The sequence below is a fragment of the Bacillus sp. M13(2017) genome (genome assembly GCF_002218325.1).
GTDB lineage: Bacteria > Bacillota > Bacilli > Bacillales > Bacillaceae_G > Bacillus_A > Bacillus_A thuringiensis_K.
In genome coordinates this window covers 53,233-78,580 of record NZ_KZ268516.1, presented here as the reverse complement: position 1 = coordinate 78,580, position 25,348 = coordinate 53,233, and the positions used below count along the sequence as shown (strand labels likewise).

Below are 25,348 nucleotides of genomic sequence, written 5' to 3'. Positions count from 1 at the left end.
GAATCCAGAATGGATTCTTTTTATTTTCTGAAAAATATTTTTTGACAATACACATAACTCATATAAATACCAAAGCTCTGCAAAATAAACAATGCTGGCATAATTACATTGTAATATGCCATATCTACTTGGAAGAGCTTTAACAATACGTAGCCACTAATGAAAAATAAGAACAACATATATCCCTCATTTTGTTGTTTCTTAATAAGGAAGTGTAATAGAGCTATAGTCATAAACAATATTACTGCTATATATATCAGTTTTTCACATTTGAAAAGAATAGAATTTATCCCCTCATCTGAAAACTGATTTATTATCGGTTCTAAAAGTTTAAATCTTTCTCCCTCAATCTCTTTTAACTTTTGATCAATATGCTCTGTTACACTTTGATTTTTTGATATTTTTTCCTCATGTTGGGTTTTTCCAATTAAAACAGATTGAACATACGTCTCATTTGCAATCGTATATTGTGACATCCCCATTGTTTTAATTCCATAATTCACACCAAAATGGGCACTATAAAATAGAATAAGTATCCCTATCATCTTTAGTAACACCTTTTGTTTCGTTGCTGATTGAAATACTTCGATTAATAATACATATACCGTGATAAAAATAGGAAGAAATAATCCCATTGGGAAAATCATATTACTAAATGCAAATAAAATTGCCGAAAACACCCACATATAAGGATGATCTAATCCTTTATATAAAAGTATGTAACAAGCAAAATAAAATAAAAATATTGCAAGTGACTCAGGAGTTAATACGGAACTCATGAATATATTTGGAATATACAGAGCATAAAATACGGAAGCAATACGACCGCATTCTTCTCCAAAAACCATTGCCGCAATACGATAAATAAAAAATGAGGTTCCTGCGCAAAATAACACATTAAATAGTTGTAAAGCGAATAATGTATCACCAAATATACGAATAATTATTGACTCATATATAATAAAAGGTAAATGAGTTACAGTCCCTATATTATTACCAATTGCAATCTGCTTTGCAGACTCATACATCACTTTCATATCACCAATTATTGGAGCATCTACAAATAACAGCATACTAAGCCTTACAACTATAGTTATACTTATAAGAAAAGTAAGAAATTGTTTATCTGTAAAACGATATTGTAGAATTGATGTCACTAGCAAAATGAGTATGACGAAAATTGCCAATATGATTGTTACACTTGTTGTACTTCCTCCAAAAAATTGCTTACTTGTCTCAAATGCTGCCCAACAACTATAAACAAAAAATGCGAGCATCGCACCGATCATAATTTTATTGAAGAAAGATGAAAAATTTGTTTGTATATGATTCATATGTCCATTGCACCTCTATTTCCATTCATAACAAAACGATTCTACCATGAATGGGTACACGGCTGATAGAGAATTTCTATGACAAATACATAGTCATTACTTTTTACTTGCAATGTAAGCGAATCCTCTTTTACACTACATTTTAGATAAAATAAATTTTCTTTCAGTTACATGAATACAAATACAGAAGTTTAAATAATCCTCTTTTGGAATACACTTTACTTCATTAAATATCTAATATGAGTAATCCACTTACACATATTATTCTGATTGAAAACAGACTATAGGGGCTGAATATATGGAAAAGAAATTCATGCGAGAATCTAAAGCAATTAAGACAACACGTGTTTTTCCTAACGATTTAAATAATCACCAAACACTTTTTGGAGGGAAATTATTAGCAGAAATTGATAGTATTGCTTCGATTGCGGCTGCAAGACATAGTCGTAAACATTGCGTAACAGCATCTATTGATTCAGTTGATTTTTTAACTCCAATTCACCAAGCTGATTCTGTTTGTTATGAAGCATTTGTATGTTATACAGGGAAATCTTCAATGGAAGTTTTCGTAAAAGTAATCGCAGAAAATTTATTAGCAGGCGAGCGTAGAATTGCCGCTACTTGCTTTATTACATTTGTGGCAATAAAAGATGGAAAACCTTCGTCCGTACCACAAGTACTCCCTGAAACTCAGGAAGAACATTGGTTACACACAACCGGTTTAGAACGCGCGGAAAACCGAAAAAAGGGACGTTTAAAAAGTAAAGAGATGGCTGAAGTTTTAACTTTAAGTAAGCCATGGAATATATAATACGCTACTCTCACTTCATACATGCACAGGTTTATTTCATCCTTGCATGTATTTTTTATTATAAAAAAATTCCAGCTCTTATCTTTTATTTACTGTTTGTCTCCTAAAATAACCCACCAGTTTTTCCTTTATTTTGCTATACTATTAATGGTATATTAGATAAGGTTCGTTTAAAAATAACTATAATATAATTAAGTATATAAGGGATGGTGCGATAATGTCTATTGAGGTACCAATTTCAATACCAAAAACGTTAATTATTATTCCTGCGTATAACGAGGAAGAAGCAATTGCAGATACATTAACAAGACTATTAAAACTAAAACAGCATTTTACAGAATTAAGCATTTGCGTTATTAATGATGGATCACATGATAAAACAGCTCAAATCGTAAATGATTTTCCTGTTCACCTTGTGAACTTACCATATAACCTAGGTATTGGCTCAGCTGTACAAACTGGTTATAAATACGCTTATGAAAATGGATATGATATTGCAATTCAGTTCGATGCTGATGGGCAACATAATCCTGATGACTTGTACAAAATTATAAAACCTATTGCTGAAGACCAATGCGATATGGTGCTAGGTTCACGTTTTACAGAGAAAACAGCTTATAAAGGTAGTATTTCCAGAAGAGTTGGTATTTTTTATTTTACTGCTCTACTGAAAGTACTAACAAAACAAACCTTTATGGATCCAACTTCTGGGTATCGTGCTATCAATCGAGAAGTAATTAAGATTTTTGCACATAATTATCCAAAAGATTATCCAGAACCAGAAGTCCTTATTCATTTAAAAAAGAAAAAATTACGCATTAATGAAATATCTGTAAATATGCAAGAGCGCCAAGGGGGACAATCTTCTATTACACCTCTTAAATCTGCATATTACATGATTAAAGTAAGCCTTGCTATATTGATGCAAAAAATTGTGAAAGGTTGATAATAAATGCCTATAATTACCTTTTCATTTATCTTCATTCTATTATTATTTTTATTAATTATTAATTCCATTCGTCGTGGAGCTTTAGAAACTAAATATGCCATTTTATGGATTTTTGTTTGTGTTTCAATGGCAATTTTAAGTTCTACTGAAAAAATTATAAATTGGATTGGACAACTATTACACGTAGAATATCCTCCATCTGTTTTATTTTTATTTGGACTATTATTCTGTTTCATCTTAATTTTTGACTTAACAAGAAAAATTTCTAAATTACATCATCAACTTGTAACATTAACGCAAGATTATGCGTTATTAAAGCAAAAATTAAAAGTAACGCAAACTGAAACCGATAACGAATAGTTTTCTATTTAAATATTAATATATACAAAAAAACATCTTAATTTTTTAAAAAAATTAAGATGTTTTTTATTGCAAATTATTTTTTTCTAATCAATAATTTATTAATTTTCATAATCGTTGCCACGGTCCCTACTCCAATTATAATAAATAAGAATGGTATTAACGGTAATGCATATCGTTCATATGCAACATAAAAACACGTTAAAGCTGTTTGCAGTAAAAGGATTAACCATAAAAATGTAGTCTCTCTCCACCTTTTTAAAAGGAAAATAAATGAAAGTACTGTACATATTAAAAACGTCGTCTTAATAAAATTATATATTTCATTCATATCCTTTGCAGAAACATTGAATACTTCAATATTATGCTCTATAGAATAATACGGTTTTTTCCAAAGAATTTCTGGTTTCAAGACTAAATAACTCTCTATCATAGAGCCCTTATTCGTTTTCCACCATTCTTTCATTTTATCAATGGCTATTTTTTCTTCTAACTCCATAAATTCATGCGCTTCAAGATTAGGGTACTTTGCATGTAATTCTATTTCAAGTTCCCCCATATCCTTACCTTCTGGGTAACCTTCCCCTTGATACGTTCCAAGTAATAACGGATTCCCTGCCCCTGCAGTTAGTGGGATAAATTTATCAAATTGAATGTAATTGCGGGCCCACCATGGTCCAAGTACGATAAGTCCTATTCCTATGCTTATAATCGCCTGCTTCATCATAACCCGGAATGGATAGCGTTTCATTAAAAGATACCCAAATAATAAGATTGGATATAAGGCAATTTGTACGCGGAGGTACAGTGCTAAAAAATAGAAAATTAATACAATCAGAAGATGTTTCGTTTTATGAGTATCAGCTAATTTTAAACTCCAATATACTAATCCTAATGAAAGGAGTAGAAACGGCCCTTCTGTTAAAGTTAAATTTTCCATAACAATCTCTGGAGGATACACAGCTAATAAGAAAGCACCTATTAATCCTGCAGCAGGATTCAATAAATAAGTACCAATCTTATAAGTTAGCAAAATACTAAGTACTCCTAATAGAATAATGATTAATTTGGCTATAAAAATACCTTCACTGCCATTTCCAAAAAAGTAAAATACAGCAGCTAATAAGGCTGGAAAACCCGGCATAATATGAATCGTTGGTTTATCTGGTTCATGGTATGTTAACATCCCTGTTTCCAATAAAATATTTGCCGTTTTTTGATAACCTATATCATCGCTAGCTATAGATAGATCTGCACCATGTGTTTGTAAAGTTGCAAAACGAAGTGCAAACCCGACAATCATAATAATCCCTAAAAGGACTATATTAGATTTGCGAGTAAATCGCCCTAACATCTCATCTTCTCCCTTCAGATACATAACCTTCAAAATTTTTTTCTATATTTTTACAACACAATACGTTCTATAATAAATACTTTTTATACAAAGTACAACAATAGAAAGTTGATTTACAAAGTTTATATGCGTTAAACTTATACAGATGTTCTTGTAATCTTCTTCCTTTCCAAAGGCTTGTATATATGATGCAAGACATAAAAAACTTGAGGAGATAAAAATTCTATGATGGAACAAAAGCAACTTGTTTCTGTTGTCATACCCCTGTATAACACGGAAAAATATATTGAAGAAACGATACAGTCAATACTAGATCAAACATATAAAAACATCGAAATTGTAATTGTAGATGATGGAAGTAAAGATCAGTCACCTTCTATCGTAAAAAACCTTGCTGAAAAATACCCAGGGCAAGTAAAATACGTTCATCAAAAAAACCAAGGTGTTTCGGTAGCCCGTAATACAGGTATCGAAAATGCTAGCGGAAAATATATCGCTTTCCTTGATAGTGATGACTTATGGCATCCAACTAAAATTGAGAAGCAAGTCAAAAGTATGCATAAAAACGAAATGGACGCGTGCTATTGTGGTTATATGAATTTCTACGAAGAAACAGGCGAGAAGGTTGAACATACAACAAACTTTATTAAAGGTGATATGGCAAAAGCATTCCTAACACATCAAGTTGTTGCTCAAACAAGTACTTGGATTTTCAAACGATCCATCGTAATGGATCATAACATTCGTTTTACACCAGGATGTAGTTGGGGCGAAGATTTAGAGTTTTTATTTAAACTTATGAGTGTGACAAATGTATGTTATATCGATGAATACTTAACTTATTATAGAATTTTATCAGAAGGAAATCTTTCTTCTAAGTATAAAGATTATGAATTAAAAACGACAAAAGAGTTGGAAGTATTCAATCGTATGAAAGATTGGGTACATAATAAATCTCAAGATTTCATTACAAAAGACCCTCAGTCACTGATTGAGATTCTTGAGACTTATTTATTCCCTTATACAGTCATCAATAACGCTTGTATATATATTAAAGAAAACTCTCGATTAGATAAATCACAAGTTCAATTAATCAAAAAAGATATAAGGAAATATTGCCGTAAAATCTATTCAAAGAATGGAAAGCGTAGTAAAAAACTATATGCAATGCTTTGGTTTGTACGAATTAAATTTCTGTTTTCTTAAACTGAAAATATAACGATACTCTCTCTTTCTGTGAACAAATCAAATTTACAAATAGGACAAGCTAACCGGGTCCTAAAGAATAGAAAGGTCTTTTCTCATGAAAACAAATAAAATTCTAAAAAACGCATCCTACCTGTTTGTGGGAAACATTACTGTACGTTTTGTACTGGCTATTGCAACAATTTTCTTTGCAAGATATGTTTCTCCAAGTGATTACGGTATGTTTACAACTGCGTTAGCAGTTTCAGCTGTTATTTGTTACTTTACAGATGCAGGTTTGACACATACCTTTATGCGTGAAGGAACGAGAAGCGATGCCAATATTAGCGTGCTAATAAGTAGTTATTTACGTATTCGTTTAATATTAGCTATCGTAATTTCTGTACTTTTCGCTATTTTTGCCCAGTTCTTCTATCCCGATGCTTACTTACGTGCGATGGTATATTGGGTTGTTCTACCAACAATGTTCGGAGCAACCTTACAAGGTGTTGGAATGGCTTACTTCCAAGTAACAGAACGCATGCAATTTACAGCTATTATTTCTGTGCTACAAGGTGTAACAGCTGCTGCTGCCCTATTACTAGGGATGTCTTTCCAATGGTCACTTATGATGGTTGCTGCTATGTACGGGGTATCTAGTCTTGTAACAGGTGTTATCGCCTTTATAATGACAATACGTTATACACAAGTTCATAAGGGTTGGGATAAAGGCATTTTAGATCAATTACTTATTTTCACAATCAACGGAATCATCATTATGCTCTTACCACAATTGGGCCCTATTATATTAGAAAAGGTTTCAACATATAATCAAGTTGGATTCTTTGGTGCTGCATCTAAAATACCTGCTGTACTATATCAAATACCTGGAGTAATTGCAGCTGCCTTTTATCCAAGGCTTTTTGCTTTTGGTAATGAGAAAAATATTGAAGAACATAGAAAATTATCAAGTTTTGAATTAAAACTTATGTCTTTTTTAGGAATGGGAATTTCTATCCCCTTTATTGCTGATCCAAGTTTCTGGATTGTTAGTTTATTAGGAGAAGAATACGCTCCCGCTGGTAACGCTCTTGCTATTCTAGCGTTTATGGTTATTTTACAATCAATTAACTATCCACTAGCCGATAATTTAACAACGATTGGCCAGCAATGGAAACGTGCAACAACAATGACTATTGGATTAGTTGTTGCCATCATAGGTTATATTGTATTAGGTAGTAAATATGGAATGATGGGGGCAGCTGCCGCAGCTATCCTTACCGAAATTACACTATTAATCGGATTTACCCTCTTTATTCGTAAAGGCATGCAATTATTAGTTAAAGGAATTATATTTAATTCCTTAGCCTTTATTATTAGTTACGGTATATACCGAATTGCATTAATCGACTTACCACCATTAGTTGCTTTAACTCTTACTGGTATACTATACGGTATGATCGGAATTGTAATTGACCCTCAAATACGTGGATTTGTTTTAGGGTTTATAAAACAAAAGTTCATTCGCAAACACACTTAAAAGCAAAAAGCTTTTCCATTTTTAAATAGGAAAAGCTTTTTGCTTTTTTTATATACTATCATTTTTCTTCAGTAAAAAAATGCTATATATTCCAGCTCAAATTGACTTACTTTCTGAGAATGCCTTATACTAAATTACATGTAAACTATGAACTCCAACGCTTGTAAAAATATATATGCTTCAACAAAAATATATATTTTCTCATGTTAAAACTAAAGAACACACCTTTAAAAATTGGTGTGTTTTTATATGCTACCTAAAAACTAGTTGTTACATGTAACGACTTTCAAAGGAGGATTATCAATTTTTATGAGCATAAAGCCGAATAATAAATTCTTTTCCAAGAAAACAATGATAATTATGCCAATATTATTATTGTGCGCTTTTGCTTTTCATTATTTCTTTTTAACATCTAATCAAGCCTTTTCTGGTACAGGGGATGCGTTACGTCAATTTGGCTTCTTTACGTTTCTTCTACAACATGCCTTTAAAGATGGCAACCTTTTTTGGTCCTTTGATTATGGGTTAGGTGGAGATTTATTTGGAGAGTTTAGTTATTATTACAGCACATCACCATTTTTCTGGATTACACTGTTACTACCTAAACTAAGTCTTGAGCAAGTATATGACGTGAAATTATACATGAGTATTTTAAAAAACTTTTTAGCTATGGTATTCATGTATGGTTCTTTACGTTACCATAATAAAACAGCATTCTCATCTTTTGTTGCTGCTATTATATATGGTGGCTGTATTACTTTCATCCGCCACTCTTTACTATGGGATTTCATGGCTGATGCTATTGTATTTTTACCATTAGTAATATGGGGGCTTGATAAATATATTATCGAAAAGAAGCGCGGACTTTTCCTAATTGCTGCTACTTTAATGTTAGCATCAAACTTTTATTTTGCTTTTATCACAAGTATTTTCATATTCATTTATGCATTATTCCAATACTTTGCGACACAACAAAATAAAACGATTGTCTCTTTTCTAACTTATTATATTAGAATCGGTTTATTGTATGCATTATCACTCGGTTTAGCCGCCGTTTGCTTCCTCCCATCAGTTAATGCCGTATTTAGCGCTGATCGATTATCAAAAAAGTTTGAGATACCATTATTATTTGAAGATAAATTTTATAAAGATTTAATGGAAAATATTTTCTTCATGTATAATGCTGAAAATCATCAATTAGCTTTACCAGCTTTAATTTTATTCTTAATCGTATTTGGAATGTTTATACGTGATAAACTCATTAAAAATAAAGTATTCTTTACGTTATTCATGTTTATTCTGTTTATGCTTCCATATACATATTCTGTGTTTAATGGTTTTTCAGCAATGCAATCTAGATGGTTTTATTTATTTGTATTTGTAATTTCCCAAACAATTGCATACATTCTAGATTGGATGATTATTCATAAGAAAGACTACAAATTACCTTATTTAATAAGTTTATTAGTGTCTATTGGATTATTCATTTATGCATTTTATAGAAAAATAAATATAAATGTAACTGATAAACCTTTACAAGACGTTGATAACATTTTACTCGGAACTGTCGTTCTTTCTGTTATTACAGTATGTCTATGGCGTTATATTTCTAAACCCTTCATACAATTTTTAGTTGTATTGAACGTACTCGTTAGCACAATTTCTATGAATTATATGTATGCGAATAATATACTTAGCACCGTTTACGGACAGAGTCAAATTTCAACTGAAAAGTTACACGAACCAGGCTATGATAATAGCGAAGAAATTGCTGCAATTCGCTACATACAAGAAAATGATAAAGACTTTTATCGTATTCTTAATCCATATAGCGAATATAACACACCAATGCTACAAGGATATCATGGCGTAAGTACGTATCAAAGCTTGGTTAATTATTATGTCCATGACTTTATGAAAAATAAATATGGCGTATTCCAAATGTACGATACACCTTCAATGTTTTATCAAACTGACAGTCGACTACTACTTGAAAATATGCTTGGTATAAAATATCGCGTATTAAGTGCTGATACAGATCCAAAGAATGTACCTTATGGATATAAACTATTACAGCAAGTAGGACCATATAATATTTACAAAAATGACTATTCCTTACCGTTAGGATATGTATATGATTCGGCTATAAGTGAAGAAGAGTTTTCTAAATTAAACTTCGCTCAGCGTGATCAATTATTATTACATGCTGTTGTCGTTAATAATACAAAAGAATTTTCATTAAATCATTTTAATAAACAAGACCTTAAATCAAAGGCAGTATCTATTAAAACGGAAAAAGCAAAATTCGAAAACATGGAAAAAGAAGGAAAAAAACTAATTGTTCATGGCTTTGGAAATATGATTGTACCTATCAATTATCCTAATACGCCTGGTGATCTACTGATAGAATTAAAATTGAAAAATACAGGTACATTCAATGCAACTGTTAATGGAAAAACAATAGGAAAAGGTGACGATGCTGGTGCATACTCGTATCCGTTAGAAAGATTTGTTTACAATTTAGGCAATGATCGTCCAGAAAACCTAACTATCTCTATTGATATGGCAGGTGAGTATGAATTAGGTGACTTACAAGCAAATATCGTAAACTATGAAAGTGTACAAAAAGAAACAAAAAAATTAACTGAAAATAGGCTTTTAAATATTTATTATAAGAACAATTATTTAAAAGGGGATATCAACTCAAATAAAGACGGGCTCCTATATTTATCTGTTCCATATAGTAAAGGTTGGACTATAAAAGTTGATGGAAAAGAAAAAGAATTTACGAAAGCAAATTCTGCCTTTATCGGTGTTCCCATTACAAAAGGCTCACATGTAATCGAAATGACTTACGTTACACCTTACTTCAAATTAGGTATGATTATATCAATCATCTCACTAATTATTTGTGTAGCTTTACTAATTTTCACAAATCCAAAAACACGACGGAAATTTTCTTTTAAAAAGCAATAATGAGCAATCAATGAATCATGAAGCTATCAAATTGGATAGCTTCATATAAAAACGCATAACATTGTTTTAACCCACTACAAACAAGGAGTGTCAAAAATGACTCTTTCAATCGTTGTACCATGCTACAATGAAGAAAAGGTGCTTCGAGCCTTTTATTCAGAGACTTCTCTTGAAATTCATAAATTAACTACCGATTATGAATTTGTTTTTGTTAATGATGGTAGTAAAGATGATACATTAAATATTTTACGTGATTTAGCTAGTTCAGATTCATCGGTACATTATATATCATTTAGTCGAAACTTCGGAAAAGAAGCAGCAATGTTAGCAGGTTTAAAATATGCTACAGGCGATGCAATTGTTATTATGGATGCTGACTTACAACACCCTCCTACGTTAATAAAAGAACTGTTAGAAGGATATAACGAAGGCTACGACCAAGTCATTGCAAAAAGGACAAGAACTGGTGATTCACCCGTTCGCTCTTTCATCTCTCGTCTTTACTATAAGGTAATGAATAAGTTTGTAGATATTGAATTAGTAGATGGTATTGGTGACTTTAGACTTTTAAGTCGAAGAGCAGTGGATTCTTTAGTGTCTTTAAGTGAATACAACAGATTTTCAAAGGGTTTATTCTCTTGGATCGGTTATAACGAATTAATCATTGAATATGAAAATGTATTACGTTCTGAAGGAGAAAGTAAATGGACCTTCTCAAAATTATTAAATTACGGAATTGATGGTGTAATTTCATTCAATAATAAACCGTTACGTCTATCTATATATCTTGGATTACTAACAACCATTTTAGGACTTTTATACGTAATCACTACGTTCGTTCAAATCATCCTTGGTGGTGTGGAAGTTCCTGGTTATTTTACTCTCATTTCCGCTATACTATTTATTGGTGGTATTCAACTCATATTCCTCGGTGTTATTGGTGAATATATCGGTCGTATTTATTATGAAACAAAACGTAGACCGCATTTTATTGTAGCTGAAAAGAAAGTTAGTGAAGTTAAACAAAAGGCATAACCAAAAAGTTACTTCTGTAGGTAGAAGTAACTTTTTTATATACTAACATTTACAAACACTTCTTTTGAAAAAATATACATTTTGAAATGATGGCATTATATGAAAGAATTTAGTATCATGATTCAAGGTACTATTTCAAGTTGGACGGAGGATACTATGAGCTTATTAACAGTTGAAAAATTAGGACATACATTTGGCGATCGTACATTATTTAAAGATGTATCTATGCGATTATTAGCAGGTGAGCACGTTGGATTAGTTGGTGCAAACGGTGTTGGTAAATCAACATTCATGAATATCATTACTGGTCAGCTTATTCATGACCAAGGTCGTGTAGAATGGACACCGGGCACACATTACGGCTACTTAGATCAGCATACTGTTTTAACACCTGGGCGTACAATCCGTGACGTACTAGCGGATGCATTTTTACCGTTATTCGAAAAGGAAAAAGCTTTAAATGAAGTTACAGAAAAAATGGGAACTGCTACACCAGAAGAACTAGAAGAACTTCTTGAGCAAATGGCAGAAATACAAGATGCACTTGAAGCAGGTGGTTTCTACTTACTAGATATGAAAATTGAAGAGGCTGCACGTGGTCTTGGAATTGATGCAATTGGTTTAGATCGTGATGTTTCAGCACTAAGTGGTGGACAACGTACAAAGGTATTGCTTGCAAAGCTATTACTTGAACAGCCAGAAGTGTTATTGCTTGATGAACCTACTAACTATTTAGACGTTGAACATATTCATTGGTTAACAAATTATTTAAAAGAATACCCACATGCATTCTTATTGATTTCTCATGATACGGAATTTATGAACAAATGTGTTGATGTTATTTTCCATCTAGAATTCACAAAAATGACACGCTATACAGCGACATATGAAAAATTCCTAGAACTAGCAGAAATCAATAAAAATCAACATATAAACGCTTATGAAAAGCAGCGTGAGTTTATCAAAAAACAAGAAGACTTCATTGCAAAGAACAAGGCTCGTTATTCAACGACAGGTCGTGCAAAGAGTCGTCAAAAACAACTTGATCGCATGGAACTTATTGATCGCCCAGAAACAGCGATTAAACCTGAATTCTCATTTAAAGAAAGTCGCGCAAGTAGCCGCTTCGTCTTTGAAGGTGAAAATGTAGAAATCGGATATACGCATCCTCTACTACCAAAGCTATCAATGACGATTGAACGTGGTGAAAAAATTGCTATTGTTGGATGTAACGGTGTTGGTAAATCAACGTTACTAAAAACAATCTTAGGTAAAATTAAACCTTTAAGCGGTAAAACAAGCCTTGGTGACTTCTTAGAGCCTGCATACTTTGAACAGGAAGTTAAAGCTGATAATATAACACCAATTGATGATGTATGGAATACATTCCCTGGTTTAGACCAGCATCAAATTCGTGCAATGTTAGCAAAATGCGGATTAAAAAATGAACATATTTCTCGCCCATTAAGTCAATTAAGTGGTGGAGAACAAGCAAAAGTTCGTTTATGTAAGCTAATGGGTGAGGAAAGTAACTGGCTATTATTTGATGAGCCGACAAACCATCTTGATGTTACAGCAAAAGCGGAACTTAAGAAGGCTATGAAAGCATATAAAGGAACAATTCTCCTTGTATGTCACGAACCGGACTTCTATGAAGATTGGATCACAAAAGTTTGGGATGTTGAAGAATGGTCTCAAAACAGTAAGTAGTCTTTAAGAAAAAACTCCTTGTGTAGACAAGGAGTTTTTTACTTATTTTTATTAAGAATTTTTTATATTGTAGTATCCTATAAGGCGTAATTGAAATTCTTTTAATTCCGGATACGCCTCTAAGTTTGCTAACATACCTCTAATTACCGGAATTCTTGGATTAAGCAATCGTATTTCAGCCTCTAAAACATCTAACGTTACTAACAACTCATCATCCTCTAATTGATCAGCTAAATTACGCTTAAATACAATAATTTCTTTTAAAAAATGCTCTTTAACTTGTTCCTTAATGAGCTCGGATTTACAAAGAAATTCTCCAAGCTTTTCTTCATGTAAAATAGGTTCTTCCGAAGATTCTACTAAGCCATCTACTAAATGATCTACTCTTTTTAAAATAAAAGCAGCGACATACGATAAATCGATTTCTGGTGCTTGTAAAATAATTAATTCTAAATACCCACGGCATATGCCTTCTACCATAATTACTAAATCCAATAAATATGGCATAACCTTTTCACCATAAATGGACAATAAACTATTCCGATAAAATGCATGAGACTCTAACTTCATCCGCATCATAAATTCTTCCACTTCTTTATTAAACGGAATTGCATTTTCTCTCGCATGCATAATAATAAATTCTTTATGCTTTTGTATATCATTAAACTGACAATGTAATTGTTTTGCAAATTTTTCACGTGGTAATAAAGACTCTTGTTCAATATCCAGCATTTTCTTTTGGATTTTGTCATAATAATATCGAAGTGTCGCTAATAAAAGCTCATCTTTCGATTTAAAATATAAGTAAAAAGCTCCCTTAGATATACCACTAGCTGTCACAATTTCCTGCACTGATGTCGCATTTACACCCTTAGTAGCAAATAACTTCATAGCCGATTCTATAATTAAACGCTCTTTTTCTTTCATATCTTCTCTCCTAAATTTAATCTCGCATCTTATTATAAATGTATTATACCATCTCTTTTTATTGACGATTGACCGAGCGGTCAGTTATATTATGTATTAGACTGACCAGTTGGTCAATATAATAAAAAGGGAGCGCAAACATGAACAAAATCATCAATTTCTCGTTAAAAAATAAGTTCGCAGTTTGGCTACTAACCATTATTGTTACTATTGCCGGGATCTACTCTGGACTCAATATGAAGCTGGAAACAATTCCTGATATTACAACACCGATTGTAACAGTGACTACGGTCTATCCTGGTGCTACACCAGAAGAAGTAGCTGATAAAGTTTCAAAGCCGATGGAAGAACAACTACAAAATTTAAGCGGTGTTAACGTTGTAAGCTCATCATCTTTTCAAAACGCATCTTCTATTCAAGTAGAATACGATTTTGATAAAAATATGGAAAAAGCAGAAACAGAAATTAAAGAAGCTCTTACGAATGTGAAGCTCCCAGACGGTGTTAAAGACCCTAAAGTTTCACGAGTAAACTTCAATGCTTTTCCTGTTATTTCGTTAAGCGTAGCAAGCAAGAATGAATCTTTAGCTACCTTAACTGAAAATGTAGAAAAAAATGTTGTACCAGGATTAAAAGGACTTGATGGTGTTGCATCTGTTCAAATTGCTGGTCAACAAGTAGACGAAGTACAGCTCGTCTTCAAGAAAGATAAAATGAAAGAACTAGGACTAAGTGAAGATACTGTAAAAAATGTAATTAAGGGATCGGATGTATCTTTACCACTTGGCTTATACACATTTAAAGACACGGAAAAATCAGTTGTTGTAGATGGCAATATTACAACGATTAAAACATTAAAAGAACTCAAAATCCCAGCTATACCTTCCTCACCTAACGGTCAAGGTAGTCAAAATGCTGGCGCTGGTGCACAAACGCCGCAAATGAATCCAGCTGCTATGAACGGGATTCCAACAGTTACATTAGACGAAATTGCTGACATTAAAGAAGTTGGGAAAGCAGAATCCATTTCTCGAACAAATGGAAAAGAAGCAATTGGAATTCAAATTGTGAAGGCCTCTGATGCAAATACAGTTGATGTTGTAAATGCAGTAAAAGATAAAGTAAAAGAACTTGAGAAAAAGTATAAAGACTTAGAGATTATTTCAACATTCGACCAAGGTGCACCTATTGAAAAATCAGTAGAAACAATGCTGAGCAAAGCAATTTTCGGTGCTATCTTTGCGATTGTTATTATTATGCTGTTCCTACGAAATATTCGAACAACGTTAATCTCTGTCGTTTCAATACCACTTTCTTTATTAATTGCTGTTTTAGTCATAAAGCAAATGGATATTACGCTTAACATTATGACACTTGGAGCAATGACAGTTGCTATAGGCCGCGTTGTCGATGACTCAATTGTTGTTATTGAAAATATTTATCGACGTATGTCGTTATCAGAAGAGAAATTGCGCGGAAAAGATTTAATTCGTGAAGCTACGAAAGAAATGTTTATCCCGATTATGTCTTCTACCATTGTAACAATCGCTGTATTCTTACCGCTAGGGCTTGTAAAAGGTATGATTGGTGAAATGTTCTTACCATTCGCCTTAACTATCGTCTTCGCTTTATTAGCGTCGTTACTAGTAGCAGTTACAATCGTACCGATGCTAGCCCATTCCTTATTTAAGAAAGAGAGCATGAGGGAAAAAGAAGTACATCATGAAGAAAAACCAAGTAAATTAGCAAATGGTTATAAACGCATACTTGCATGGGCTTTAAATCACAAAATTATTACATCAAGTATCGCTGTCCTTCTATTAGTTGGTAGTCTTGCACTTGTACCAGTTATCGGTGTAAGTTTCTTACCTTCTGAAGAAGAAAAAATGATCATTGCAACATACAACCCTGAACCAGGTCAAACGTTAGAAGACGTTGAAAAAATTGCAACAAAAGCTGAGAAGCACTTCCAAGATAATAAAGACGTCAAAACAATTCAGTTCTCATTAGGTGGAGAGAATCCAATGAGTCCTGGTCAATCAAACCAAGCAATGTTCTTCGTGCAATATGATAACGACACGAAAAACTTTGAAAAAGAGAAAGAACAAGTCGTTAAAGATTTACAGAAGATGTCTGGCAAAGGCGAATGGAAAAACCAAGACTTCGGAGCAAGTGGCGGTAGTAATGAAATTAAACTATACGTTTACGGAGATAGCTCAGAAGACATTAAGCCTGTCGTAAAAGATATTCAAAATATCATGAAGAAAAATAAAGACTTAAAAGATATAGATTCTAGTATTGCAAAAACATATGCAGAGTACACTTTAGTCGCAGATCAAGAAAAGCTAAGTAAAATGGGCTTAACGGCTGCTCAAATTGGAATGGGACTTTCTAATCAACATGATCGCCCTGTTCTGACAACAATTAAAAAAGACGGTAAAGATATCAATGTATATGTAGAAGCTGAAAAACAAAATTATGAAACAATCGATGACTTAACAAATCGCAAAATTACAACACCACTTGGTAATGAAGTAGCTGTGAAAGATGTTATGACTGTAAAAGAAGGTGAAACATCGAATACAGTAACACACCGAGATGGACGTGTTTATGCAGAGGTTAGTGCCAAATTAACATCTGATGACGTTTCAAAAGCATCTACTGCAGTACAAAAAGAAGTAGATAAAATGGATCTTCCTTCTGGTGTAGATGTTTCCATGGGCGGTGTTACTAAAGATATTGAAGAATCATTCAAGCAACTTGGCCTAGCGATGTTAGCTGCGATTGCCATTGTATACTTCGTTCTTGTCGTTACATTTGGCGGTGCCCTTGCACCATTCGCAATTTTATTCTCACTACCATTCACAATCATCGGGGCTCTTGTTGCCTTATTAATCTCTGGTGAAACATTAAGTGTCTCTGCAATGATTGGTGCGCTTATGTTAATCGGTATCGTTGTAACAAATGCAATCGTGCTTATCGACCGCGTTATTCATAAAGAAAATGAAGGTCTATCAACACGTGAAGCTTTATTAGAAGCTGGTGCAACACGCCTTCGACCAATCTTAATGACTGCAATTGCAACAATCGGTGCTCTTATCCCGCTTGCATTAGGATTTGAAGGTAGTGGCTTAATTTCTAAAGGACTTGGTGTAACGGTAATTGGTGGATTAACAAGTTCAACTTTATTAACACTTCTTATTGTTCCAATCGTCTATGAAGTATTAAGCAAATTTAAAAAGAAAAAAACAAAATAACAAAAAAATAACCTCGCTAACTGCGAGGTTATTTTTTATTTCCAAACAAGATTAGGAAATCGCCATAGCCTTCTTTCTCTAATTCCTCTTTTGGAATAAATCGAAGAGCTGCGGAATTAATACAGTAACGAAGGCCATTTGGTCCTGGACCGTCTGGAAATACGTGCCCAAGATGTGAATCTCCCTCTTTACTTCTCACTTCTGTACGTGTCATATTATGACTCACATCCATCTTTTCTTTCACACTTGCTGACATAACTGGTTTTGTAAAACTAGGCCATCCACATCCACTATCAAATTTATCTAGAGAAGTAAACAACGGCTCACCGGAAACGATGTCTACATAAAGCCCTTCCTCTTTATGGTTCCAATACTCATTTCGAAATGGTGGTTCTGTACCATTTTCCTGTGTTACATAAAACTGCATCTCATTGAGTTTTTCTTTTAAATGAGCATTATCCTTTGGCCAATGTTGCTTAATAAAAGCATCTCGTCCTGAGCCTTTACGATATAACTCATAGCGGAATGTGTTTTTCTTATGATATCCTTGGTGATATTCTTCAGCTGGATAAAATGTAGCTGCTGGTAGTATTTTTGTCGCAATTGGTTTTGAAAAGCGCCTACTCTGCTCAAGCTCTTCTTTTGAGGCCTCTGCTTTTTTATGTTGTTCTTCATTATGATAAAAAATCACTGTTTCGTAAGACTGTCCGCGGTCGTGGAATTGCCCACCTACATCAGTCGGATCAATTTGTCTCCAATATATATTTAATAACTCCTCATACGGCATTTTATTTGCATCAAATGTAATTTGTACCGCTTCATAATGTCCTGTTGTTTCCGAGCACACTTCTTTATACGTTGGGTCCTCTTTATGACCGCCTGTATACCCTGAAACAACCTGTATAATTCCCTCCATCTCTTCAAACGGAGAAACCATACACCAGAAACACCCTCCAGCAAATGTAGCTAATTCTACCTTTTCATTTAAAGCCATTACTTCACCCCTATTCTATATTCTCCTTACAGTATGGCATAAGAAACATAATGTTATAAAAGAAAAAGCATCGAACATCGATGCTTTTTCTTCACTTCACTTTATTTTGTTCCAACATCCTTCTCAATTTCATCACTTGTTACGTCTAAAACATCTAGTAAGAAAATGAAGATTGGAATACCGATAATTAATCCCCATACACCTAAAAAGTGCTCTGAGAAAATTAATACCATAAAAGTATAGAAAATCGGTAAATTTGTTTTTTGCGACATAAACTTCGGATTTAATACGTAACTTTCAAGCGCATGAATCACTGTTACGATAACTAAAATATAAACAACGTACATAATACCGCCAATATTGTAAGCAATCATACAAAGTGGGAATAACGAAATGATAACCCCCGCTACTGGAATTAAGCCAAGCAAGAAAATCATTAACGCTAAACCCAATAATTGCGGGAATCCTAATATCCATAATGCGATAACTGAAAGAACACAGTTAACAACAGCAATTAAAAATTGTGCTTCGATTACCTTTCCAAATGAACGTGCAAATTTCTTTCCGAAGTACTCAATTTCAGTATAGAAAATTGCAAGCCTGCTTTCTTTAAACTTTGCAGTAAAACCAAAAATACGAGATTTTTCTAGTAAGAAAAACAAACTCAAAATTAAAGAAAGTAAAACTTGAAGGCCGAATTTACCAACATTTGTAATCGATTTATACAAAATGTCTACGCCTTGTCCTACATATTTAGAAAGCTCCATATGATTGACAGCATTAACTGCATACTTAATTAGTTCACTATCTGGTGGGTTTCTTAAAAATACATTGAATTGGTAAATCAGTTGTGAAATTTGTATCGTCAATACTGGTAAATATTTAAATAATGTAATAGCAATTCCACCAATTAACATTACATATAGAAATGCTATAATAATTTTTCGATTAATAGGCATGAAATGATCTAATTTGCGGGAAATAAACTTTTGGAATCGATCCATTAAATACGTGAGAATAAACGTAATTAATATTAAATTCAACATACTTTGCAGCCCGTATAACACGAGAGCAAGTATTACTAATACGAGTAACCTCTGAAATCCTTTGCTTTGAAACAGGTTTTTTATTTGCATAATCGACGAATACTCTCTCCTGTCCTATAAACTAAAACGTTAATAAGTAGATTTCTCTCTCTTTTCTACTTTTAATTATTCATTCATATTAAGATTTTTATAAACTCATTATATGCCTACCTTAACAGGTATATAAGTAGCTTACTTCTTATTTTACAATACAATGCCCTAATTCAAAACGTATTCTACATAGTATTAATGAAGATTTAAGGAAACTTCCATTTTTTTAAATAGGTCTTACCACTACTGTAACATAAAAAGCAAGCTATCAGTAGAAATCTGTCCTACAAATAGCTTGCTTTTCTTATTTTTTAAGTCAGTTTTACTATCCAATGAATGGCATAAACATTGGGATGACAACTACTGTTACAACCCCAACTACCGTTACAGCAATACTTGCCATCGCTGCCTCTACCTCACCCATTTCAATTCCTACTGCAACTCCTAATGCATGGCCCGCTGTTCCAAGTGCTAAACCTTTTGCAATCGGATGTTTCACTCTAAATGTTTTTAAGAATAATGCCCCTAATGCGTATACGATAACTGCGTTAAAAATAACTGCAAAAGATGTAATTGCTGGAATACCACCAATACTTTCTGAAATTGGTAACGCAATTGCTGTTGTTGCTGCTTGTGGTAACATTGAATTCATTACTGCTGTATCTAAACCGATTGCTTTTGCAACAATGAACACGACAATTACTGAGCAAATAGATCCAACCACGATAGCCGATAAGATTTGCCACCAATATTTTTTTAACTTATCTACTTGTTTATATAGTGGGATAGCGAATGCAATTGTTGCTGGTTCTAAGAAGAAACTAATCATTTTTCCGCCAGTATTATATTCTTCAAAAGTAAAGTTACCTACCTTTAGAAAGACAATCCCTAATACCATCGCTACGAATAATGGTGTAAATAAAAAGAATCCTTTTGAATGCTTGAATAATAATGTTCCGATCCCGTATGCGATTAATGAAACGACGATTCCGAAATATGGAGTCATTGTGCTTGCCATGTTTATTACCTCCTAACAATATATAAATGTAGTGGTTACGCAACCTTTCCGTGCTTGTGTCCTTTATTTACTACTTTCAATTCTTTTGTATCTTCTGTTTCTTTCTCATCTTTTCCTAAAATGAATTGTGCAAATAATCCTGTTACAGCGAGTAAAATAACTGTTGCGACAACAATTACAGTTAAAATTTGTACAAAGTACTGCCCCATTACACCAAGAGAATTAATAACTGAAATACCTGATGGGACGAATAAGAATCCAATAATACCTGTTAAAGCTGTTCCAAGTGATTCAACTTGCTCCAATTTAATAACTTTTAAACATAATAGACTAAATAAAATAACTAACCCGATTACCGATGAAGGCATTGGAATTGGTAAATGTGTTGCAATAATATTAGAAATTAACATAATAGCTGAGAATATGAATGCTTGTGATAAGAAACTATATACTTTTTTCGTACTCATTTTGGCCACCTCTTTCGATTTGGTACCTTTATTGTATAGGATGTAAATGAATAAGTAAGCGTTTACATAACAGAACGTCAAATATACAGAATCAGTTACAAATATAAAAGGATGAAATACAAAAGCTGCTTCTTAAATACGAAGCAGCTTCTTGAGTTCTTTTGCATATGTACGGCTAACAGGTACTTTCGATCCTTCTTTCATAATTAAATTATAAGTAGAATTGAACCATGGCTGAATTTCAGTAATATGATTAATATTCGCAATAAAACTACGGTGTACACGCATGAAGCTTGCTTGTGGTAACTTCTTCTCTAAAATTACAAGTGTATCATGTGTTACATACGTTTCCCTCATTGTTTTTACTGTTACTTTCCCATCTACAAGCCCTACATATATAATATCTTCAATATTCACAAGTACGATTGATTCTTCAATTGGTAATGCTAATTTATGCATCTCTGCTGTTACATCTGTCCCCTTTATTTCGTGCTTCGTTTCTGTTTGCGCTTGTTTTTGTTTTTTATACTTCTTTAATGTCTGCACAATACGCTCTTCATCAAATGGTTTTAAAATGTAGTCTAACGCATCTACTTCAAATGCTTGCAACGCATATTGATCATAGGCCGTAGCAAATACAATTGCAGGTGGATTTTTCATCTTCTTTAATATATTCGCGATTTCAAATCCGTTATCATCGGATAATTGAATATCTAAAAACACAATATCTGGTCTACTTTGCATTAGTTCTTCTAATGCGTCTTCCACACAATCAGCCTCACCAACTATCTCAACTTCTTTCGTCCTCTCTAATAGATACTTTAGTTCATCACGTGCTAACATTTCATCGTCAACTACTAATACTTTTAACACCCGGTTCTTCCTCCCCTACTTTTTTTGGAATAATAAAGGTAATCTCCGTCCCTTTATTTAATTCACTTTCGATATGAAGCATCGTTTCTTTCCCAAATAAACCAATAAGACGTTCGTTAATATTATATAAAGCTGTTCCAGTCCCTTTCTTTGACGAAACTACCATCTTTCCTAATTGTTCTAAACGTTCTTCATCAATTCCCTGTCCATTATCTTTTACTTCAAAGTGAACCATACCCTCTTTTTCAAAAACATGCACTTCCACTTCGCATACTGGTTGCTTCTTCGGAAAAGCGTGTCGCAATGCATTTTCAACCAATAGTTGAAGAACAAATGGTGGTACTAAAATTGTCTTTAGCTCATCCTCAATATACATCTTTACCTCATACTTATTTGGGAACCGTGCTTGTTCTAGTGATAAGTATGCCTGTACATGGTTTAATTCTTGTTCTAGCGGAATCAATAACTGACGTGCTCCTTGCAAATTACAACGGAAATACACGCTGAGCTGTAATAATAACTTCCTTGCTTTTTCTACATCTGTTCGGCATAAAGCTGATACTGTATTAATCGCATTGAATAAAAAGTGCGGGTTAATTTGCGCTTGTAATGCTTTTATCTCCGCATCTTGAAGTAATTTACTTTGCAACTCAGCTTCCCCTAATTCAAGTTGTGTAGAGAATATTTTTGCTAACCCTTCTGCTAATTCCTCTTCCACACGACTTAACTGGTTAGGATTTTTGAAATACAGTTTTAATGTCCCTATCGTATTTCCATGCGAAGTTAGTGGAATAACAATCGCCGCTTGCAAAGGGCATCCTTCATGTTGACAATTAATGACCTCACGTGATTTTGCTTTCATTATTTTCCCTGTATTTAAAACTTCTTTCGACAAACCAGTTATTAAACTATGTGAAGGAATATGATGATCTGATGCTAATCCAACGTGCGCTAATATTTTCTCTGTATCTGTTAAAGATACCGCATCCGTTCCTGTAAAGCGGTGAATAATTTGTGCCACATGCTTACACGATTCTTCTGTTAAGCCTTGACGAAAATACGGTAACGTTTTATCAGCAATACGCAATACTTTATGAGTCTGAAGCGCTTTTGCATTCTCCTCCTGACGCAAAATAGCTTGTATCATAGAAAGTAAAATAAAACTGCCAAAACTATTTACAAGAATCATCGGTATCGCTATTGTTTTCACAACGCTAATTCCATCCTCTATAATTAATAAAATCATAAGCATTTCTAAAGATACGATAAAAATACTTAAAACTGCTGAAAACTTAGGAGTAATTGTACGATTATATTTTTTGAAAATATATCCGATATAACCAGTTATAATCCCAGCTAAAATAGAAGAGATTGCGCAGCTTAACGCTGTCGTACCACCAAGCATATAACGATGAATACCAGCAAAAAATCCTACTCCAACCCCTACAATAGGGCCACCAAGTAAGCCGCTAATACCAACACCCATAATACGCGTATTCGCAATTGTGCTTGACGAAGAAACACCTTGTAACCAGTTTTCATTCATAATCGTATTTCCTGCTATTTCAATCCCAGTGTAATTGCTTACAATTGTAAATACCGAAAAAATACAAATAAGCTTAAGCTTATCTACATAGCCATCCTGTTTATGAAGGAGGCGTCTGAAAGTTTTAATATGAGAGAGTAAAAATCCTAAAATAACTATAAGTCCGACTCGTTCAATCATCATGAGTACTAAATTTAGCATCTTTGATTCATTCCTTTTTATTTAGTTAGTTTTATTATGGGAAAATAATGAAGTCGGCGTCAAGAAGAACGAAATGTTTTTTGAAATATTTTACACATAATAACTTTCTCTTTATTTGACAATACAATAGAAGAGTGCTAAAAATAAAGTAATATAATACAGTCCTTTAACCCAACCCCGTGAGGTTGAGAAGGAAGTCGGAATACAATATACGTATGTTCTTTTTTGGGGATACGTATGCTTTTTTGGCCTTCTCATCATATCAGGTGAGAAGGCCTTTTGTTATTCTTCCATAGCGACTGTAGAAAATAAGGAGGAGTAATAATGAACGTCACTACTGATGTACAACAAACAACAGAGGAGACGAAAGCGAAAAGATATAAAACATTATTTGGTTCTGCGCTAGGATATGCAGCAGAAGGTTTAGATATGTTGTTATTATCTTTCGTACTTGTCTATATTTTAAAAGAGTTTCACTTAAGTCCTGTTGAAGGTGGAAACTTAACATTAGCTACCACAATAGGGATGTTAATTGGTTCTTATTTATTTGGATTTATTGCTGATTTATTTGGCCGTATTCGTACAATGGCCTTCACAATCTTACTGTTTTCACTAGCAACCGCACTCATTTATTTCGCAACAGACTACTGGCAATTATTAATTCTGCGCTTTTTAGTTGGAATGGGAGTTGGTGGTGAATTCGGAATCGGAATGGCCATCGTAACAGAAACATGGTCTAAAGAAATGCGTGCTAAAGCGACATCTGTTGTTGCACTTGGATGGCAATTTGGTGTATTGGTTGCTTCAATCCTTCCAGCATTTATTGTCCCGCACTTTGGATGGAGAGCCGTTTTCTTATTTGGATTAATTCCAGCTTTACTAGCTGTCTATGTCCGCAAAAGTTTAAGTGAACCGAAAATATGGGAGCAAAAACAACGCTACAAAAAGGAACTATTGCAAAAAGAAGCTGCAGGTAAATTAACAACTACTGAAGCAGAACAACTAAAACATATAAAAAAATTCCCACTTCGAAAGTTATTTGCCAATAAAAAAGTAACAATTACAACAATCGGTCTTATTATTATGTCGTTTATCCAGAACTTCGGATATTACGGAATCTTCACATGGATGCCCACTATTTTAGCAAATAAATATAACTATACATTAGCAAAAGCAAGTGGCTGGATGTTCATTTCTACCATCGGTATGCTAATTGGAATTGCAATCTTTGGTATTCTGGCTGATAAAATTGGTCGTCGTAAAACTTTTGCAATCTATTATATTGGTGGTACAGTATACTGTCTCATTTACTTCTTCTTATTCACAGATTCAACATTATTATTATGGGGAAGTGCATTGCTTGGATTCTTTGCAAATGGAATGATGGGAGGATTTGGAGCAATTTTAGCTGAGAACTATCCTGCTGAGGCTCGCTCTACCGCAGAAAACTTTATTTTCGGTACAGGACGTGGATTAGCTGGATTTGGACCTGTTATTATTGGCTTACTTGCTACAGGTGGCAACCTACTTGGAGCATTGTCCTTGATTTTTATCATTTACCCAATCGGGTTAATTACAATGCTACTATGTGTACCAGAAACAAATGGGAAAGTATTAGATTAAACGTAAAAGAGGAAGCATCTCATTTAAGATGCTTCCTCTTTTACGTGTTTAT

At 33.4% G+C, this 25,348-nt stretch carries 19 protein-coding genes; 10 read left to right on the top strand and 9 right to left on the bottom strand.

The window, feature by feature from the left end; translation table 11 throughout:
- Positions 1 to 20 precede the first annotated feature (20 nt).
- Positions 21 to 1,334 carry an ArnT family glycosyltransferase gene (locus tag CGQ22_RS26790; RefSeq protein ID WP_089149576.1) on the bottom strand — a complete coding sequence of 438 codons (1,314 nt, stop codon included), beginning with the start codon at positions 1,332 to 1,334 and terminating at the stop codon, positions 21 to 23.
- A gap of 298 nt (positions 1,335 to 1,632) precedes the next feature.
- Between CGQ22_RS26790 and CGQ22_RS26785 the strand changes: the two genes are divergently transcribed.
- The 3 genes from CGQ22_RS26785 (at position 1,633) to CGQ22_RS26775 (ending at position 3,454) form a co-directional block, all read left to right on the top strand.
- Positions 1,633 to 2,145 (top strand): acyl-CoA thioesterase, encoded by a 513-nt coding sequence (locus CGQ22_RS26785; RefSeq protein ID WP_000412126.1) that lies wholly within the window; start codon positions 1,633 to 1,635, stop codon positions 2,143 to 2,145.
- A gap of 217 nt (positions 2,146 to 2,362) precedes the next feature.
- Positions 2,363 to 3,091 carry a glycosyltransferase family 2 protein gene (locus tag CGQ22_RS26780; RefSeq protein WP_000021478.1) on the top strand — a complete coding sequence of 243 codons (729 nt, stop codon included), beginning with the start codon at positions 2,363 to 2,365 and terminating at the stop codon, positions 3,089 to 3,091.
- Between the two features lie 6 nt (positions 3,092 to 3,097).
- Positions 3,098 to 3,454, top strand: a complete 357-nt coding sequence (locus CGQ22_RS26775; RefSeq protein ID WP_001121769.1) for a DUF2304 domain-containing protein — start codon at positions 3,098 to 3,100, stop codon at positions 3,452 to 3,454.
- A 76-nt stretch (positions 3,455 to 3,530) separates the two neighbouring features.
- On the opposite strand, the gene CGQ22_RS26770 is transcribed toward CGQ22_RS26775, so the two are convergent.
- A complete protein-coding gene (locus CGQ22_RS26770) occupies positions 3,531 to 4,808 on the bottom strand; it encodes a glycosyltransferase family 39 protein (protein ID WP_061884813.1) in 1,278 nt (425 codons plus the stop codon).
- Between the two features lie 225 nt (positions 4,809 to 5,033).
- On the opposite strand from CGQ22_RS26770, the gene CGQ22_RS26765 reads away from it, so the two are divergent.
- The 5 genes from CGQ22_RS26765 to CGQ22_RS26745 all read left to right on the top strand — a co-directional run bounded on the left by CGQ22_RS26765 (position 5,034) and on the right by CGQ22_RS26745 (position 13,254).
- Positions 5,034 to 6,014, top strand: a complete 981-nt coding sequence (locus CGQ22_RS26765; RefSeq protein WP_089149575.1) for a glycosyltransferase family 2 protein — start codon at positions 5,034 to 5,036, stop codon at positions 6,012 to 6,014.
- Positions 6,015 to 6,111: 97 nt separating this feature from the next.
- Positions 6,112 to 7,533 (top strand): oligosaccharide flippase family protein, encoded by a 1,422-nt coding sequence (locus CGQ22_RS26760; RefSeq protein ID WP_089149574.1) that lies wholly within the window; start codon positions 6,112 to 6,114, stop codon positions 7,531 to 7,533.
- Between the two features lie 309 nt (positions 7,534 to 7,842).
- The gene (locus CGQ22_RS26755; RefSeq protein ID WP_089149573.1) at positions 7,843 to 10,509 is read left to right on the top strand and encodes a YfhO family protein; all 2,667 of its coding nucleotides are present in this window, start codon (positions 7,843 to 7,845) and stop codon (positions 10,507 to 10,509) included.
- Between the two features lie 96 nt (positions 10,510 to 10,605).
- Positions 10,606 to 11,544, top strand: a complete 939-nt coding sequence (locus CGQ22_RS26750) for a glycosyltransferase family 2 protein (protein WP_000175830.1) — start codon at positions 10,606 to 10,608, stop codon at positions 11,542 to 11,544.
- Positions 11,545 to 11,700: 156 nt separating this feature from the next.
- Complete coding sequence (locus CGQ22_RS26745; RefSeq protein ID WP_000055410.1) at positions 11,701 to 13,254, top strand: ABC-F family ATP-binding cassette domain-containing protein; 1,554 nt, start codon at positions 11,701 to 11,703, stop codon at positions 13,252 to 13,254.
- Positions 13,255 to 13,305: 51 nt separating this feature from the next.
- Here the strand turns inward: CGQ22_RS26745 and CGQ22_RS26740 are convergent, their stop codons facing one another.
- Positions 13,306 to 14,181 (bottom strand): TetR/AcrR family transcriptional regulator, encoded by an 876-nt coding sequence (locus CGQ22_RS26740; RefSeq protein ID WP_000659647.1) that lies wholly within the window; start codon positions 14,179 to 14,181, stop codon positions 13,306 to 13,308.
- A gap of 140 nt (positions 14,182 to 14,321) precedes the next feature.
- Here CGQ22_RS26740 and CGQ22_RS26735 point away from each other — a divergent pair, with 140 nt between their 5' ends.
- Positions 14,322 to 17,438, top strand: a complete 3,117-nt coding sequence (locus CGQ22_RS26735; protein ID WP_074593914.1) for an efflux RND transporter permease subunit — start codon at positions 14,322 to 14,324, stop codon at positions 17,436 to 17,438.
- A 28-nt stretch (positions 17,439 to 17,466) separates the two neighbouring features.
- Here the strand turns inward: CGQ22_RS26735 and msrB are convergent, their stop codons facing one another.
- The 6 genes from msrB to lytS form a co-directional block, all read right to left on the bottom strand.
- Positions 17,467 to 18,432, bottom strand: coding sequence for a peptide-methionine (R)-S-oxide reductase MsrB (gene msrB, locus CGQ22_RS26730; RefSeq protein WP_089149572.1), 966 nt, complete (start codon positions 18,430 to 18,432; stop codon positions 17,467 to 17,469).
- Between the two features lie 101 nt (positions 18,433 to 18,533).
- A complete protein-coding gene (locus tag CGQ22_RS26725) occupies positions 18,534 to 19,568 on the bottom strand; it encodes an AI-2E family transporter (RefSeq protein WP_001166007.1) in 1,035 nt (344 codons plus the stop codon).
- A 325-nt stretch (positions 19,569 to 19,893) separates the two neighbouring features.
- Positions 19,894 to 20,586: an antiholin-like protein LrgB gene (gene lrgB, locus CGQ22_RS26720; RefSeq protein ID WP_000168869.1), complete on the bottom strand. Its 693-nt coding sequence runs from the start codon at positions 20,584 to 20,586 to the stop codon at positions 19,894 to 19,896.
- Between the two features lie 35 nt (positions 20,587 to 20,621).
- Positions 20,622 to 21,053, bottom strand: coding sequence for an antiholin-like murein hydrolase modulator LrgA (lrgA, locus tag CGQ22_RS26715; protein ID WP_089149571.1), 432 nt, complete (start codon positions 21,051 to 21,053; stop codon positions 20,622 to 20,624).
- A gap of 132 nt (positions 21,054 to 21,185) precedes the next feature.
- Entirely contained in the window at positions 21,186 to 21,926 is a 741-nt protein-coding gene (locus tag CGQ22_RS26710) for a LytR/AlgR family response regulator transcription factor (protein WP_000921850.1), read from the bottom strand.
- Entirely contained in the window at positions 21,904 to 23,673 is a 1,770-nt protein-coding gene (gene lytS, locus CGQ22_RS26705) for a two-component system sensor histidine kinase LytS (protein WP_046946508.1), read from the bottom strand. Before lytS ends, CGQ22_RS26710 begins: the two co-directional genes overlap by 23 nt.
- 324 nt (positions 23,674 to 23,997) lie before the next feature.
- Between lytS and CGQ22_RS26700 the strand changes: the two genes are divergently transcribed.
- Positions 23,998 to 25,296 (top strand): MFS transporter, encoded by a 1,299-nt coding sequence (locus CGQ22_RS26700; protein WP_089149570.1) that lies wholly within the window; start codon positions 23,998 to 24,000, stop codon positions 25,294 to 25,296.
- Positions 25,297 to 25,348 lie beyond the last annotated feature (52 nt).